The 15,810-nt window shown below is 34.6% G+C and carries 18 protein-coding genes; 10 read left to right on the top strand and 8 right to left on the bottom strand.

The window, feature by feature from the left end:
- Positions 1–8: 8 nt before the first annotated feature.
- Positions 9–1,511: a SufB/SufD family protein gene (locus NFRAN_RS09295; protein ID WP_134484732.1), complete on the top strand. Its 1,503-nt coding sequence runs from the start codon at positions 9–11 to the stop codon at positions 1,509–1,511.
- A 181-nt stretch (positions 1,512–1,692) separates the two neighbouring features.
- Here NFRAN_RS09295 and NFRAN_RS09300 read toward each other — a convergent pair whose 3' ends face one another.
- From NFRAN_RS09300 to NFRAN_RS09315, 4 genes are all read right to left on the bottom strand, one after another.
- The gene (locus NFRAN_RS09300; RefSeq protein ID WP_134484733.1) at positions 1,693–2,556 is read right to left on the bottom strand and encodes a uroporphyrinogen-III synthase; all 864 of its coding nucleotides are present in this window, start codon (positions 2,554–2,556) and stop codon (positions 1,693–1,695) included.
- A 77-nt stretch (positions 2,557–2,633) separates the two neighbouring features.
- Positions 2,634–3,398: a uroporphyrinogen-III C-methyltransferase gene (cobA, locus tag NFRAN_RS09305; protein ID WP_134484734.1), complete on the bottom strand. Its 765-nt coding sequence runs from the start codon at positions 3,396–3,398 to the stop codon at positions 2,634–2,636.
- The gene (gene hemC / locus NFRAN_RS09310; protein ID WP_134484735.1) at positions 3,395–4,354 is read right to left on the bottom strand and encodes a hydroxymethylbilane synthase; all 960 of its coding nucleotides are present in this window, start codon (positions 4,352–4,354) and stop codon (positions 3,395–3,397) included. The genes cobA and hemC overlap by 4 nt, the downstream gene beginning before the upstream one ends.
- 4 nt (positions 4,355–4,358) lie before the next feature.
- The gene (locus NFRAN_RS09315; protein ID WP_134484736.1) at positions 4,359–5,657 is read right to left on the bottom strand and encodes an aspartate aminotransferase family protein; all 1,299 of its coding nucleotides are present in this window, start codon (positions 5,655–5,657) and stop codon (positions 4,359–4,361) included.
- 308 nt (positions 5,658–5,965) lie between these two features.
- Here NFRAN_RS09315 and NFRAN_RS13885 point away from each other — a divergent pair, with 308 nt between their 5' ends.
- The 3 genes from NFRAN_RS13885 to NFRAN_RS09325 all read left to right on the top strand — a co-directional run bounded on the left by NFRAN_RS13885 (position 5,966) and on the right by NFRAN_RS09325 (position 7,994).
- Positions 5,966–6,130, top strand: a complete 165-nt coding sequence (locus NFRAN_RS13885; RefSeq protein WP_172602248.1) for a hypothetical protein — start codon at positions 5,966–5,968, stop codon at positions 6,128–6,130.
- A 241-nt stretch (positions 6,131–6,371) separates the two neighbouring features.
- Positions 6,372–6,950, top strand: coding sequence for a hypothetical protein (locus NFRAN_RS09320; RefSeq protein ID WP_134484737.1), 579 nt, complete (start codon positions 6,372–6,374; stop codon positions 6,948–6,950).
- 84 nt (positions 6,951–7,034) lie between these two features.
- Positions 7,035–7,994 carry a 6-bladed beta-propeller gene (locus NFRAN_RS09325; protein WP_134484738.1) on the top strand — a complete coding sequence of 320 codons (960 nt, stop codon included), beginning with the start codon at positions 7,035–7,037 and terminating at the stop codon, positions 7,992–7,994.
- A gap of 32 nt (positions 7,995–8,026) precedes the next feature.
- On the opposite strand, the gene hemB is transcribed toward NFRAN_RS09325, so the two are convergent.
- The 3 genes from hemB to NFRAN_RS09340 form a co-directional block, all read right to left on the bottom strand.
- Positions 8,027–8,992 (bottom strand): porphobilinogen synthase, encoded by a 966-nt coding sequence (gene hemB / locus NFRAN_RS09330; RefSeq protein WP_134485786.1) that lies wholly within the window; start codon positions 8,990–8,992, stop codon positions 8,027–8,029.
- 110 nt (positions 8,993–9,102) lie between these two features.
- Complete coding sequence (gene hemA / locus NFRAN_RS09335; RefSeq protein ID WP_172602249.1) at positions 9,103–10,389, bottom strand: glutamyl-tRNA reductase; 1,287 nt, start codon at positions 10,387–10,389, stop codon at positions 9,103–9,105.
- Positions 10,386–11,063, bottom strand: a complete 678-nt coding sequence (locus NFRAN_RS09340) for a precorrin-2 dehydrogenase/sirohydrochlorin ferrochelatase family protein (protein ID WP_172602250.1) — start codon at positions 11,061–11,063, stop codon at positions 10,386–10,388. Before NFRAN_RS09340 ends, hemA begins: the two co-directional genes overlap by 4 nt.
- Before the next feature lie 221 nt (positions 11,064–11,284).
- Between NFRAN_RS09340 and radA the strand changes: the two genes are divergently transcribed.
- From radA to NFRAN_RS09370, 6 genes are all read left to right on the top strand, one after another.
- Positions 11,285–12,307: a DNA repair and recombination protein RadA gene (gene radA, locus NFRAN_RS09345; RefSeq protein ID WP_232037986.1), complete on the top strand. Its 1,023-nt coding sequence runs from the start codon at positions 11,285–11,287 to the stop codon at positions 12,305–12,307.
- 53 nt (positions 12,308–12,360) lie between these two features.
- On the top strand, positions 12,361–12,645 hold the full coding sequence (locus NFRAN_RS09350) for a 50S ribosomal protein L21 (RefSeq protein ID WP_134484741.1): 285 nt from the start codon (positions 12,361–12,363) through the stop codon (positions 12,643–12,645).
- Positions 12,646–12,666: 21 nt separating this feature from the next.
- Positions 12,667–13,035 (top strand): RNA polymerase Rpb4, encoded by a 369-nt coding sequence (locus tag NFRAN_RS09355; protein WP_134484742.1) that lies wholly within the window; start codon positions 12,667–12,669, stop codon positions 13,033–13,035.
- 44 nt (positions 13,036–13,079) lie between these two features.
- A complete protein-coding gene (locus tag NFRAN_RS09360) occupies positions 13,080–13,682 on the top strand; it encodes a DUF655 domain-containing protein (RefSeq protein ID WP_134484743.1) in 603 nt (200 codons plus the stop codon).
- Positions 13,683–13,749: 67 nt separating this feature from the next.
- A complete protein-coding gene (locus NFRAN_RS09365; protein WP_134484744.1) occupies positions 13,750–14,520 on the top strand; it encodes a ribosomal RNA small subunit methyltransferase A in 771 nt (256 codons plus the stop codon).
- 48 nt (positions 14,521–14,568) lie between these two features.
- Positions 14,569–15,033 (top strand): hypothetical protein, encoded by a 465-nt coding sequence (locus tag NFRAN_RS09370; RefSeq protein ID WP_134484745.1) that lies wholly within the window; start codon positions 14,569–14,571, stop codon positions 15,031–15,033.
- 131 nt (positions 15,034–15,164) lie between these two features.
- Here NFRAN_RS09370 and NFRAN_RS09375 read toward each other — a convergent pair whose 3' ends face one another.
- Positions 15,165–15,641, bottom strand: coding sequence for a universal stress protein (locus NFRAN_RS09375; protein WP_134484746.1), 477 nt, complete (start codon positions 15,639–15,641; stop codon positions 15,165–15,167).
- Positions 15,642–15,810 lie beyond the last annotated feature (169 nt).

A 15,810-nucleotide genomic window follows, 5' to 3' on the forward strand; every position in this document is an offset into this window, starting at 1 on the left:
AGATAGTAATGATGCATATGATAACACTCTCATCACTTTCAGAGGATAATCTCCAAAAGATACTTTCTGACAATTACGTAGAACCCCAATGGGTATCTTCAAATAGAAAGAAGATTTTGTCCAAGTTTTCCAACTTGCCGTCAGAGGTTTCTCCGCTATACTCTAAATATACCGGTTTAACTGTCTTGAAACCAGAACATGTTTGTTTCTCTAATAAGGAAAAAGTTTCAGTCTCAAAGGATCTAGAAATTCGCTTAAATGAAATAAAATCTTCTCCAAGTATGTTGCTGATAGGGTCAACAGTTGTACATATATTTGTTCCCGCTGAGTTGTCTGAAAAAGGTTTAATCATTTCTACTATCCAAGATGCGATGACTAACCACCCTGAGTTGGTAAAGAAATACTTTGATGAAAATTACGTTAACTATGAAGAAGATCGATTTCTTGCATTAGGATCATCTGCATTTCAATCGGGATTTTTTATCTATATTCCAAGGAACTTAATAATTGAAGATCCAATTCGAATTGTATATTCTCTTCGAGATGACGGTACTTCGTCTATTTGTAGAAATCTTGTTCTTGCAGAAGAAGGGTCCAAGGCTACAATAGTCCAAGAACTTTATTCATCGTCATCGTTAACCATGACTTCTGATTCAAATGATAATAAATTAGTCGGATTTGATTCTAGGAACACTTCCGACAAGGTATTGAATGAACATCAAAAACAACAGGTAGGTTATTTTGAGTTTCTTGAATGTGATGTAAAATCTATAGCTGAATTGGAGTTTATAACACTTCAAGCTATGAATATGGATACAGTATGCATTTCAAACAGAAAAGCATTTGTCGGAAAAGATGCAAAGATGTCTTGGTATTCTGGCATGTTTGGTTCTCGTCTTTGTAGATTCAAAACCGATAGTGTCATGAATGGCTCAGGTGCTCAATCTGAAGATGTTCAGATCGTTTTTGGTACAAATAATCAACTGTTTGATATAACATCTAATCTCGATCATGTTGGCTTTAGTACTCGTGGCAAAGTACTGGTTAAATCCATCGTGAAAGATACTGCAAAATCTTTGTTTAAGGGAATGATCAAAATCCGAAAAAATGCTCAAACTTCAGAAGCATATTTGGCCGGACACGCCATCTTGTTAAACAAGGGAGCGCAAGCAGATGCGATACCAGGATTAGAAATTGAAACCAATGAGGTTAAGGCAACACATTCTGCATCGGTCTCACAGATAGATGAGGAGCAAATCTTTTACCTAATGTGTAAAGGATTGGATAGAGAAAGCGCAAAGCGTGAGATAATAAACGGATTTGTAGAACCGTTATCCCGAAAAATGGGTCCTTTTATACGTGCGTGGATTAGTTATCTATTTGAGAACAAGTGGACTGGAAAACCATTATTATTAAAGGGAGATGAGGTAATGGAGCAGATTATCGAGGTAGAAAAATCGAGGTACAAGGAAACTGCAGACATTTTTGAAAAGCACTATAAGTATAGATAAGTACTTTATGTTTTTTCTTACATAGAACAACCAACCAACCGACCTTCTAATATTTTCTTCCTATTTCTTGAATATACAATATTCAATATCGTGTTCAATTTGATAACATGATCTCAAGGAAACAGGGATGCCCATATAGTACAAGAGTATCAATTTAAAAAATCAGAAAGTAGTTACCGTTTTAGGAAGAATTTAAAGCGACCTCTAAGGCTCCTTTGACCGTGTGTGTCGATGACTCTATATAATCAATTTTTTTATCCATTAATGCTCTAGAGGTTATGGGACCTATGGAAATTACCTGGTAAATCTTCAAGTCGTTGATTACCTCCCTTTCTGATTTGTTGTAATAGAGTTCAGGTGAAAGTTGATACATTATGTTGAAAAAGGATCTTACTGCTGAAGGGCTGGTAAATATCAAGAACGTTTTGCCCAAATAGGTTGATATCCTAGTCATTTTCTTCCATTCTGGTGAAGTGAATATTTTCTTACTTTCGGTGATGTCATAAAAAAATACTTGGTCTAATTCGATATTTTCAAATGTGGATTTGATAAAATTACCTGATTTTATTGATTGGGCGCTTCTTGGTATAAGAATCTTCAAAACGTCATTATGCTTTTGCATTTTCAATTTTGATTCTAGTCTGTAAAGGAAATTGTTGATGCCAATTATCGAATAATTGTTATTATGATCGTCTGCTACAATGGATTCAAACCCATATTTTTTTAATGTATACTTTGTTTTAGGCCCAATTACGACTAACTTCATTCTGGATAATGCATCCAAAATTTTTTTGGACTCTTTCTCATCTTTTAGTATCTCAAAGAAAATGTCTATAGAATTTGAGCTTAGAAAGACGCAATAATCGTAATAAGACCTCGCAATTCTTGCTAGTGTTTCCTTAACTTGGATGGATTGTATTTTTTGAAAATCCCTAATTGGTAGAGTTATTAGATTAACTTGATCCAGTAAATTTTTTCCATCCATTGGAGGAATGTCTTGTGAAGAGATATTTTCTCTGGTAATTATGATGTTCTTGATCTCCAAATTAAAGGCCTTTTTTTGAATTTAATTACGTGTTCTCCGTCCTATGCTTGTTTTGTTTTTACCATGTTGAGTAACTCTCACCCGTTGTTATACCAGTTTATTTTATCATTAAGATTAACTATGTCACCAATGATGACTATTGCAGGAGGAGTAACCTTTGCTTGATGAGCTAACAGAACAATATTGTCAAGATTTCCTCTAATTATCTTCTGATTCTTAAGGGTCCCATTCTGAACTATGGCGACAGGCTTGTTATGACTTTTCAGTCCCTTTTTTATTTTTTCAATAATGATTTCTAATTTCTCTGTTCCCATATATATTACCACGCTATCCACAGCATCAAATAATTTCTCCCATTTCACTTCCGGTGACTTTTTCTCGGGATCCTCATGACCAGTAACAAAAGCCACGGAAGAACCATATCTTCTATGTGTAAGTGGTATTCCTGAATAAATGGCCGCACCTATACCTGAGGTAATTCCTGGAATGATCTCAAATGGTATCTTGTTTTCCGTCAAAATCTCAGCCTCCTCGCCTCCTCTCCCAAAAATAAAGGGATCTCCTCCTTTTAATCTCAGAACCGTTTTACCCATTTTAGCATATTTTATCATCAATTCATTTGTATAGTTTTGATGAGTTGTTGGATCTCCTATGTTCCTTCCAACATATACTTTTTCTGTCAACTCAGGAAACAACTCAATGATTTCTTTCCCTATTAATCGGTCGTAGAGGATTACCTCTGCCTGTTTGATCAATTCCTGTGCTCTTACAGTTAATAACTTTGGATCACCGGGTCCAGCACCACATATATATACTATCCCGGTGTTATCTTTTCTTTTCATTCTATTAATTCATTTAGAATATCTATGTTCGTATTATTATTATTGTCCCATTCCTTTGTTATCTCTATTGCACCTTTGGAAAGTAATTCTTGTGCAACACTTTTACCTAACTCTTGTGGATAGTCTATTCCATCTTGTCTACATGCTTTTATTGATTTTTTACCATCTAAAGAATAAACAACAGCATACAATGATATGCTCTTTTGCCTAATTCTTGCACTAGCAACTGCCCCCAATGGCACGGTACACCCTGCTCCAATAGCTTCAGTTAGAGATCTTTCTGCTTGAATTTCTTTAAGCGATTTGTTGTCTTCAATTTTTTTTAACAAGGATAATAGATCCTTGTCTTCTTTTCGACATACTATTGCCAACGCACCTTGTCCAGGCGCAGGTGTAAAGCTCCGAATGTTTAGTCTATGAGTAATCAGGTTAGCCAAACCTAACCTTTCTATTCCAGCTTCGGCTAACACTATCCCAGAGTATTTATTCTCCTTTGATTTATTTAATCTAGTTTCTACATTACCCCTAATTGACTTTATTTTTAGATGAGGATACTTTGCTTTAATTTGAAAAGCTCTTCTGATACTACTTGTACCTATTATGGAACCTGGAGAAAGTTGGTCGAGTTTTTTTACATTGTCACTATTTATGAATACATCATTAGGCTTTTCTCTCCTAGGAATACATGCAATAACCAGTTTGTCCGATATTCCTGCATGAAGGTCCTTAAGACTGTGAACTGCAAAATCAGCTTGATATCTTAATAATTTTTCATTTACTTCCTTTTCAAAAACGCCCATCCTGTCCATGGCAAAAAATGGTCTGGTGTCCCTATCACCTTGAGTTATGGTTCTATCAATTCTTACTTTTAGATCTGGCTTAATATTTTTTAGTAACGCAATAACTAATTCTGTTTGTCTGGTAGCTAGTTTGCTAGCTCTTGTGGCAACTACTATTTCTTTAACTCTTCATCACCATGGAAAGAGCCGTTTCATATGCATCTATTGTTTTTTCAATATCCTCTTCATTGTGAAGGGTTGAAATAAAACATGTTTCAAAGGGAGATGGTGGTATGAATATGTTCTCCTCTAATAGTACTTTGAATAATTTATTAAAGGATTGAATATTCGTAGATTTTACCGAATCATAGTCCCTAACTGGTATGCTTGAAAAAAAAAGTTGAAACATCGAACCAATAGAGTTCAAAGTAACATCTAATCGCTTATCGTGAATGATATCCTTAATAGCAGCAACTAACTTGTCGCAAGTAATGGCAACTTTCGGGTAAATAGTATTTTTCTCATTGATAAGTATCTCTAAAGTTTTTAATGCTGCTGCTACAGAAATTGGATTTCCTGCAAAAGTACTTGCCTGGTACACTAATCCACTTGGTGCAAAACCCGACATAATTTCCCTCTTCCCTGCAATAAGGGAGATGGGATACCCATTCCCTAATGCCTTGGCAAATGTGGCAATATCGGGTTTAATCCCAAAGAACTCACTGGCTCCACCCAGTGCCAATCTGAAACCAGTTACAACCTCATCAAAAATTAATATGATATTGTTTTCTTTGGTTATGCTACGCAAATTGTTAAGATATTCCTTCTCGGGAAGAATAAGACCAGTATTTGCCAGAACGGGTTCTACTATTATACAAGCGATGTCATCGCGATTTTCTTCTTTACTAATAATGGTTTCAATCGATTCAATATCATTAAAAGGAACTGTGATGGTTTTCGAAGCACTTTCAGTCAATATTCCATCTGTATAATCTTTTGTGGCTGCTCCCGATCCCGCTTTATTTAGAACATAGTCAAAAGCACCATGATATCCTCCCTCAAATTTAATCAATTTGGTCTTGTTTGTAAATGCCCGAGCTAATCTTATTGCATGCATGGTTGCTTCTGCACCTGTGTTTGTTATCCTCACCATTTCTGCACACGGAATTATTTTTGTACATGTCTCTGCCAATTGAATCTCTTTTTCTGTGGGCGTACAAAACAAATTCCCTTTATCTATTTGATGTTTTACCTCCGCTCCAATCTTCGGATTGGCGTGCCCTAAAAAAGCGGATCCATATCCTAAACAATAATCGATTAATACATTGCCGTCATTGGTAAATAATTTACTACCATTTGCAGACTCTACAAAAAAGGGATAAGGTTTAAAGTATCTAACTGGACTATTAACCCCGCCAGGAATTACTTTTCTAGCTCTTTCAAAAAGATCACGTGATTTATTAAAAGCTATATTTGTCATAAAGTGTGATTACAATTAATAGTATGTCGTTCTAGATATACATTGTCCGGATCAATCGGTATGAAACTCCAATTTACAAATCGTATACGCTAGAATAACAAGATTGATTATTACATTTTGGTTAGACAAGACTAGAAATCTTGCTTTATCTTAGATCTTGCAATAGACTTCATATCGTTAAAGAATGTTAAATAGAAGATAAACTCAAATATTTATGGTTCTATGTTTCGGGGTTATTGTTTTTAATTGATTTGAGTAAACAAAATTAATAATTATATATATAAAGTATATACAATATTACATTGTATATGAGCTTTATACAGCAGCTGACTTTTTTTCTTGCTGTAGTTATTGCCACGTTATTCATATTATCAATGGTTTTTAATCAAACCATCACGTACTATCGTATCCTTGAAAAAGCGAGAAGATTTGGAAGAAAAAAGAAATTAACTAACGAACCTATAAGATTATAGCTTATCCTTATCTAAAGTGTATATTCCTTATGATGGTCGACTGAAAATTAACGCTTCTTGTCTCATTTAATCTCTTTATCACAGAAATTTCTAATATAAAGGGCAGATTTATTTAAAAAGGGTTTATCTAATATGGGATGTCATTTCAGGCTTTTTGATCATAAATTCTTTCTACCTGTCTCTCTATAATAGATGTAGTTTTCACGAAAGATAAATTAATGGCAGTAGCATATAATATTCAATGCAAAATTATGTAGTAGTGATGTTTGCTCTTTTATTGACAGGTGGTTTAGCCCTTGTAGCCCCTATTTCTAATGTTGCTATGGCTTTGCCTATTGATGTTTTTGACAAGAAATACCTTTTTGGACCGATTACTGGAATCACCGAAGATGAAAATGATTCTACTGACTGGGTCTTAGCAGGAATATGGAGGGCCAGTCTTCCCAATTCTACCGATATTGCAAATAATAATACAAATGGCACTACCTTTAACGCCGCAATAGAAATGATACGAACTGACGGTTCTGCAAGACACACTCATTCAGTAACCGACTTTGTCTTATTGAATTCGTCTTCAGAATCTGATACCAATTCTATGACTTTTAACGGAACTTCTACCGTTAGCATGGATGATGGTCCCGCAGAAGATATTCCTACTAATATTAAGATGTACAATGATAACATATTGTCCATATGGATAGACCCTGCAGGTGTGGACAATCATTTTGGTGATTCTTTGAACATTTTTGGAATCGTTGCTACTCCTGAATTCGACAACTCTGTCCAAGAATATCTTTCCATGTCTAATGGAACTCAATAGTGCTCTGACACCCTAACACCAACATTATTTTTTGAAATTACTGTTTGAAAAACTATTTAAATAATGGAAGTTTGATATTACGAGATGAGTTTATCTCGATTTACTTTATTATGTGTTCTGGCATTTAGTTTGCTGCTGTTGCCTACCTATTCTATGTCTGCTTTTGCACTGGAATTCGCTCATAAAACTATGTGGGGCGAAAAAGGTGTAGCCGAAGGTCAGTTTAATCAGGTGTCCGGTGTAGGAATTGATTCTGAAGATAATGTATATGTTTCAGACTTTGCAGGCTATACTACTAAAATGATCCAAAAGTTTACTCCAAATGGGACTTTTATTCTTGGTTTTGGAACATTTGGTAATGGACCGCAGTACTTTACGAATCCATCTGGAATAGCCGTAGATTCCAATGATACTGTGTTTATAGCTGATTTCGGCAATCCAACTTACGCCGTGAAAGAATTCACCTCCAACGGAACATTCATTCGAAGCATTGGATCATTTGGATTGGGACCTGGATTGTTCATTACTCCTGGTGGTGTGGGTGTAGACAAGGAGAATAATCTCTACGTGACAGATTTTGGAGAAAATAGCAATGTACAAAAATTCGATGCCTCTGGTAATTTCTTGATGAGTATTGGCTCTCCTGGAACCCGTGATGGACAATTTAATAATCCTGCTGACGTCGCTGTGGATTCAAATGGCAATATCTTTGTTACAGATTCTACCAATAATAGAGTACAAAAATTCGATGCCTCTGGTAATTTCTTGATGAAATTCGGTGTCTTTGGTTCTGGCAATGGTCAGTTCAAAGCTCCTGTCGATTTGGCAATTGACTCTTCTGATAACGTTTATGTATCAGATAGTGGTAACAACAGAATTCAGGTATTCGACAACAATGGCAACTATCTTACACAATTCGGAAATACTGGACCCGCTCATGAAAGGGTAGACGATCCTATCGGACTCGCTATAAATTCATTGGGTGACGTTTATGTTGGAGACGGAAGAGATGCTGACATACACGTATTCACTCCCATCAGCTAATTTTTTAGAAAAGTAATTTCTTTTTGAATTTATTATTTGCTATTCAAGATTTCTGCCATTCTTTTTGCATAATACGATATTATTATATTCGCCCCCGCACGTTTTATTGCGGTTAACGATTCAGTAATGGCCTGGTCCTCATCAATCCATTGGTTCATGGCAGCTGCCTTTATCATTGAATATTCGCCTGAAACACTGTAGGCCGCAATTGGATGGAGTGTATTAATTTTTGCTTCATAAATCAAGTCTAAATTAGACAATGCTGGTTTTATCATTAAAACATCTGCCCCTTCCTCAATATCTGATTTAATTTCTCTGCTTGCTTCCCTTGGATTCGAGTAATCCATTTGATATGTCTTTCTGTCGCCAAATCCTGGTTTTGAATGAGCTGCGTCTCTAAAAGGAGAAAAAAATGAAGAGGCCTGTTTAGCAGAATATCCCATAATCAACGTATTAGTACAACTATTTTTATCTAATAAATCTCTAATTTTTCTAACTTGACCGTCCATCATCGCTGAAGGTGCTACTATATCTGCACCTGCTTCCGCATGGCTTAGAGCAGTTTTTGCTAGAGTGTCTATAGTCTTGTCATTATCGATTTGGTTTCCATAAATAATTCCACAGTGACCATGCGATGTATACTGACATAAACAGACGTCAGTTATTATTACTATTTTATCCCCAAAATTATCTCTAATTGATTTAATTGTTTGTTGGACCACCCCCTTATTGTCATAAGATCTTCTTCCGAAGGAATCCTTTTTTTTTGGCAGGCCAAACAAAATTACCGCACAGATTTTTGTATTTACACATTCTTCAATTTCCTGTATAACCGTTTTTGGTGAAAATCTGAAAATACCCGGCATTGCATCAATTTCCACATTGCTATCTATTCCTTCTTGAATGAATAAAGGCAAAACAAGATCCTTTGGCGAAAGACGGGTTTCTTGAAATAAATCTCTTATAGCGGAGCTCTTTCGCAATCTTCTTAATCGCATTTTTGGAAAAAGGTTGTAACTTTGCTGATAGCCAAAATCTACTAACCATGAATACTTATTGAGTTTAGTTTTTGAATTTTTCTTGTTTTGTCGGGACATTTTAGTAGTCGCTATGGTTTCTCATAATTGAATAATTTCAAAGCCAAATTAATTAACTCATTTTCATTCTTGCTGCTTGAAAATTCCTTTCTAAGATTGTTCATAGGGGTGGATAATATCCCCTCCACCAACGCATACGAAAACTGCTCCAATATTTTGATGTCCTTTTCATTCATTCTGTTACCAATCAATGATAATGCCTTATTCAATTCCTTATTCCTTATTGAATCTGCATTTTTAAAAATTGTTATTATAGCGGGTTCTGAGCTCTTTCTTTTCAGCATTTCCTTAATGGTGATCATCTCTTCTTCTATTATTTTTTCAGCAGATTGAATTTCTTTTTTTCTTCTACCCACATTTTTTTCAACAATTTCTGAAATTTGATCTATGTTGACTAATTTGATATTGTTTAATGTAGCAATCCTATCTTCAACAGTCCTCGGATTTGATAAATCAAAAATCATCAATCCTTTGGTTCTGTTCTTCATCATATTAGCTATTCTTTCATACGTCAAAAGGTAATACGGCGCAATGGTGGAAATGAATACTATGTCAATGTCGTCGTTTAATTTCTCTAAGGCAGCTTCAAAAGGTATTGGCGAGCCTGCAACAGTATCGGCAAAAGAGCGAGCTCTCTCAAAGGTTCGACTAGTAACAAAAAATTTTATGTCCCGTTGTTTCAAGGATTTTGCAATTAGGCTTGCACCTTCCCCTGAACCTATGAGCAAAATTTGTTTTTCCTTGATATCGTCAAAGTACTCATAGGCTAAATTCACTGCCATAGAACCCACAGAGATGCTTCCCTTGTTTATACCAGTAAGCGCACGAACCCTGCTACCTATCTTGATAGTCTTGTCAAACAAAATATTAAGATTTGGACCTGCAAATCCGTTTTTTCTAGAGAAATCAAGTGATCTCTTTACTTGTCCTAGTATTTGATCCTCTCCTATCACTAGAGAGTCTAAACCAGATGTAAGTTCTACCAAATGTCTTACAGCTTTCTCTCCATCGCTGATAACGACATTGTTTTTGACCTCTTCAACTGGCAGATCTATTAGGTCTGACCAACTGTTTACGATACCTTCATATTTCGGATTAGGTCCTACTCCATAAATTTCTACACGATTACACGTTTGTAAAATAATACATTCTTGTAATTCAGAAGAGTTTAGTAGGTGTTGGTGAGCACTATAGATATCCTTAAACGCGAATTTTTCTAAAATATGAATTGGGGAGTTCTTGAATGTTACTCTTAAATTGACAAATTGTGATGATTGTGTCCCCAAATATAGCGTCATTCTATCTTGCTGCCCTCCCATTTACCTAATGTTGTTATGATTCTTTCCTTGACTTTATCAATGTTTTTTTTTAGTATTAATTCTTGAATATTGTCATCTTCAATTAGGCTATACAAAAATTTTCTTCTTTGTTCTTGATCCTGGATGTATCTTTTAACTTGTTGCCTGGCAAATTCTTGAACCTTTATATTATCAATATCTTTCTGCCCTATTATATTTTTTATAGTGTCTTCTAATCTGTCTCTTATTAACTTGCTCATCAAAGGGCTCTTTCCTGAGGTCGATATTGACACCTGAATAACATCGTCAAAGTTTATCATAGATGTAAAATATATATCTCCTGATAATGAATTAGTAATGTTATAAGAAAGTATATTTCTTTTCTTAGCCTCTATTACTATTTTCTCATTTAATTCTGAATCACTCGTGGCCGCAAGCACGAGAAAAATATTATCGAAATCATTAAACAAATTTATATCCTCAACTTTTCGTTTGATTATCAAAATAGGATGTCTTAAATCATGATCCAGCTCATAAAGTGCTTCGCTGATGCTATCGCTTAAAATTATGATTTGACACCCTTGTTTAGAGAGAACCTTTATTCTCTTAGTGGCTTCAACACCGGCGCCAATAACTAATACCTTTTTATCTTTCAGGTTTAAGTCAACAATCACTTCTAGCACTCATTGTTATCTACAAAGATAATATAGGTTATTTCTCCTAAAATTAAATAAATGTTAAAAACAACGTGGTTAAATGATCACTAACCTATCTACCTATCTACCTATCTTTAGATCATTTAGGAAAAGGGTTTCTGTATGATTATCAATTATATTGTATAATCAATTTTCTTAGTATTATTGAAATATCGGAATAAGCAAGATTACTTTATAATTTGAAACATGCTTTGGACCCTGATGATTCATCTTTTAATCAAAAATCAAAAAATGAATCCCTCTCGGTGGATTTATTGAGGGATCTATCTGATGATCTAATATCCCAATTAAAGCGAGTCGGATTTTTGTCACTTAAAGATATTGTAATAGAAGGCCCTTCTGAGTTGTCTTCCAAGTCAGGATTAAGTATAAATGAATCTAATTTAATCTACAATCTCGCCATTACTTATTTGGAAGATATGGGGATAATGGAAATGCGATTTACTCCTGCAACTACAATATACCATAAAAGGAAAAAAATCGGGAGAATTTCAACTGGGTCTCGTAATTTTGATAAACTTTTAGGTGGTGGGATAGAGACAAACGCAATTACCGAAGTGTACGGTGAATTTGGTACTGGAAAAACACAATTATGTCATACAGTAAGCGTTATGGTTCAGCTGAATCAGAGCGAAGGAGGACTTGATGGAAGAGCTTTGTACGTAGATACTGAGAACACTTTTAGACCTGAGAGAATCGAAACCATTAGCAAGACTAGAAATCAGGATCCTGATAAGATATTGGATAATATCATTGTTGCAAAGGCATATAGTTCTGCACACCAAGAGCTAATTTTGTCCGAATCTAGTCACATAATTGAATCTCAGGACATAAAATTACTCATATTTGACTCTGCTATCTCCTTGTATCGCTCGGAATTTATTGGGCTGTCTTCCCTTTCATTAAGGCAACAAAGGTTGAACAAACTATTTCATTCAATGATGAGAATTGCTCAAACACATCAAGTAGCTGTTTTACTTGCCAACCAGGTACAGTCTTCGCCAGAAACAGGCTATGGGAATATGCCTTTTAAAGCTGCTGGTGGAAATATCTTTGCACATGCAAGTACTTATCGAATTTTTCTCCGAAAGTCCAATAGAAATAGGATTGCTCGAATGGTGGATTCTCCTAATCACCCCGAAAGTGAAATAGTGTTTACTATAAACGAATCAGGGATTACCGATCCTAAAACATCTAATTAGCACCAAGTGCTTATTGTAAATAATATTTATTAGGGCATCAATAAAGAAGAATTATGCCTTCATCTCACGGAACTAGAAGAAAGTCTAGATCGATATTAACAAAACCTAATAAAGTTACCGGTGTTTCTTATTTGCTAATTGAATATAAACCAGGAGATAAAGTTGTTGTAGATATCGATCCAAGTGAACATACTACGATGCCACATAGGCGCTTTCAGGGTAAAGTGGGAATAGTTGAACAAGTGGGTCGTCGTACGTTAAAAGTGATGGTAAAGTTTGGCAGTAAGTCAAAATACTTGCAAACAAAGTTTAATCATATACGACCAATAAAGGTCTAGCCACAAAGGCGTGTAAAGGGCTTGACAGAAGTAATAAAGAGAGAAATTATCACTTTAGCCGAAGTTAAAAAGATTTTGGAAGCAATACCAGTTGATGAGATGGATCAAATTCAACGCTGGACATTTGATTATTCAAAAAAGTTTTCAAAAGTTGACTTCGAACAGGCTAGAGAAATGGTTGACAAACTTGTCTCTGAAGGTGAATTGACGACTGAAGAGTCGGTAGAATTAGTGAATGTTATGCCAAAGTCGATAGAGGAATTGAGAGCATTTACCTTTGGCTGGAAGAAATTAATAGTAACAGAAAAATTAGAAAAAATAAAGTCTATTTTACTTTCAAAAAACGAGGCACAAGAAGAAGTAAAAACTCCATCTGACTTTGAAAGTTAAATAAAAAGTCGTTTCTAAGTATAACTGTAAAGGTAAAATATATCTTGTCAAGGTTTAATACAAATAGGGATAATTATAGCAGACATGGAGATAATTTTGCTCCTCGCAAATTCGAAGAATACGCCTATATCCTCGATTATATTCAAAATGGTAAATCTTCGATTGTACGAATGAGAGAAGGAGTAATTATCCATGCAATTGGCGAAGAACATTTGACCTTGTTAGAATTGCTTGGTATCAATAATGAGCGATTTAGCATTGGTGAGCGCGTATATATAGGTAAGGACGGCAGGGAAAAGATTTTGAGTGTATTAGGAAGATTGGATTATGACCATATATCTCAATCAGCAAAAAATGAACTGCCAAGCGTAATTGAAAAAATTGTAAATGTAAATGAAAAGAGATTTGTAGATTACTTTAATTCCTCTCAACCAATGACCCCTCGTGTTCATTCTTTGGAACTTATACCTGGAATAGGAAAAACTTACCTGAAATCTATATTAGAAGAAAGAGAAAGACGTAAATTTGAGTCATTTTTGGACCTGCAAGAAAGAACGGGATTACGAGATGCACCAAAGTTAATTGCAAAAAGAATCTATGATGAAATTTCGGGAGAAACTAGAATGAATATTTTTGTCCGAAAATAATCCAACCAATCCTTTCCAAATCAAACTGATGAGTTATGAAACTTTTAGTTCAATGAATATTTTTTAGATGAAGAACAAAACAAATCTTGGGCAGAATTTTCTTGTCGACGAAGGAATCGTAAAAAAAATAATTAAACTTTCTCAAATAGGTAAAAATGACGTGGTTTACGAGGTGGGAACCGGTACCGGAACCTTGACCAAGGAACTTTGCAATATTGCTAAATTCGTGTATTCATTCGAATTAGATTCAAAATTATTCGAACAATCTAATAAACAATTGAAATTTGATAATCTAAAATTATTCAATCTTGACGGTTTAAATGAAAAATTGAATCTAGAATTTGATGTTTTCTTTTCGAGTTTGCCTTATTATGAGAGTCGCAGAGCAATGTCGTGGTTGTGTAAAAAGCATTTTAAACGGGGAATCGTATTGCTCCAGAAGGACTTTGTTGAAAAACTCGTATCAAAACCCGGAGAAAAGAATTACAGAGCAATTTCTGTCTTGACACAATATCGATTTTCAATAAATATGTTGCTCAAAGTTTCTCCTTCATCTTTTTTTCCCAAACCTAGGGTTGAATCCCTATTAGTTGAATTACTTCCAAAGAATTCTCCTTTGTCACAACAAATTGTGAATGATATTCAATTCTTGTACTCGTTCAGAAAAAAAACTGTCTCATTCGTATTAAATTATTTTAATAAACATTACACATGCAGTTTTTTTGAACCCGAACTTTCAGCTATTGCTTCTACTAGGATTGCAGAATTAAATCCAATCCAATTACTATGGCTTAATGATACTTTAAAAACCAACTCATTTGCTAAGGAAAAAGAATAGTGCATATTCAAAGGGATCAGAAACATTTAGAAATTTGACAAATTGTAATTGTCATGTCTTATATTGATAAGCGAATTTGGCGAACTAATCCGCGGTATTCACATGATCTTTTCCATTTTTTGGTGGAGTATTACATTTGTTGTAATTTTCATAATACGACCTGCTAATACGACAGGGAATTTGTCTATCGTGTTACCAAAAATCCGTAAAGTCGTTATCTTTGCTTCCACCGTTTCGATAATTAGCGGCCTGATCCAGTTTGGTATGTTATTTAACTTCAACATACCGAGTTTTATCAATTCTGCCGGAAGTATTCTTATTGTGATATCTGGCTTCTTTTCTCTAATAGTCTATTACCATATATTATTTGTAACACATAGGGGTTTGCCAAGTCCAAAACCCAAAATACTGGCAGGCATTGTATCGGCTAAAATAATACCTTACTTAATGTTTGGTCTACTTTCTGCAACAATGGTTTCTATGATAATTGTATCAAGTTTTGCATTCTTGTGAATTAATTTATAATTGGATAAACAAATATATAAATACCAAAAACTATTTCCTTCCTTTGTTATTATTTCTATATATGTTTTCCATATTTTTTCTTGTATGATAATGATTTCATTGCAATCTATTCGATAATATTATTTTACTATTAAAACTGGACAGTGGGCGTAAGTTAATATTCCAGAAGCAACACTTCCTTGTATCAATTTTTTCCAACCTGATCTTCCTTTCGAACCAACGACAATCAAATCTATTCTTTCCTTTTCTGCATAGGATAAAATAGCTTCCACAATTGAAATTACGGTGAGAACTACCTCGGTTTTTACCTTTATATTGCTTTTTTCCCCTAGTTTGTGGACTTCACCAAACCATTTTTCTGCTTCTTGTTTAGCTTCTGTATTTAGATCTTCTAATGAACTTGTAGTTACAGTTCCTGTAACGGTCTCTGAGTGAAACGCAAACCCACTTTGTGAGTATAGAACATGCAAAGCCACCACTTCGCATACGTAGGCTTGTGCTATATCGATACCATATTCAATTGCCTTCATGGAATTAGCCGATCCATCTATCGGAACTAGAATTTTGGTGAATCTTTTGTGATTGGTATTATTCACGTTTATCTATCGTGACAAATAGCTAGATAAACTGTTTTCTTCACCTGTTTTTGTCAAATATGAATATTAGAAATAGTGGGACCAATTTTGATGTTTAATGAGGAATTATTTTAAAATAACTCTATACAGAAATCACTATTGACGTAGAATAAGACTTATATTTTGATTT

Source organism: Candidatus Nitrosocosmicus franklandus (assembly GCF_900696045.1).
Lineage (GTDB): Archaea > Thermoproteota > Nitrososphaeria > Nitrososphaerales > Nitrososphaeraceae > Nitrosocosmicus > Nitrosocosmicus franklandus_A.

Excerpts from the sequence above, each read along its gene's own strand:
- NFRAN_RS09350 (WP_134484741.1), top strand. The coding sequence starts at position 12,361 with ATGCCTTCATCTCACGGAACTAGAAGAAAGTCTAGATCGATATTAACA.
- cobA (WP_134484734.1), bottom strand. The coding sequence starts at position 3,398 with ATGAAAAGAAAAGATAACACCGGGATAGTATATATATGTGGTGCTGGA.
- hemB (WP_134485786.1), bottom strand. The coding sequence starts at position 8,992 with ATGCGATTAAGAAGATTGCGAAAGAGCTCCGCTATAAGAGATTTATTT.
- NFRAN_RS09320 (WP_134484737.1), top strand. The coding sequence starts at position 6,372 with ATGCAAAATTATGTAGTAGTGATGTTTGCTCTTTTATTGACAGGTGGT.
- NFRAN_RS09315 (WP_134484736.1), bottom strand. The coding sequence starts at position 5,657 with ATGACAAATATAGCTTTTAATAAATCACGTGATCTTTTTGAAAGAGCT.
- NFRAN_RS09365 (WP_134484744.1), top strand. The coding sequence starts at position 13,750 with ATGAAGAACAAAACAAATCTTGGGCAGAATTTTCTTGTCGACGAAGGA.
- NFRAN_RS09325 (WP_134484738.1), top strand. The coding sequence starts at position 7,035 with ATGAGTTTATCTCGATTTACTTTATTATGTGTTCTGGCATTTAGTTTG.
- NFRAN_RS13885 (WP_172602248.1), top strand. The coding sequence starts at position 5,966 with ATGAGCTTTATACAGCAGCTGACTTTTTTTCTTGCTGTAGTTATTGCC.
- NFRAN_RS09295 (WP_134484732.1), top strand. The coding sequence starts at position 9 with ATGATGCATATGATAACACTCTCATCACTTTCAGAGGATAATCTCCAA.
- hemA (WP_172602249.1), bottom strand. The coding sequence starts at position 10,389 with ATGACGCTATATTTGGGGACACAATCATCACAATTTGTCAATTTAAGA.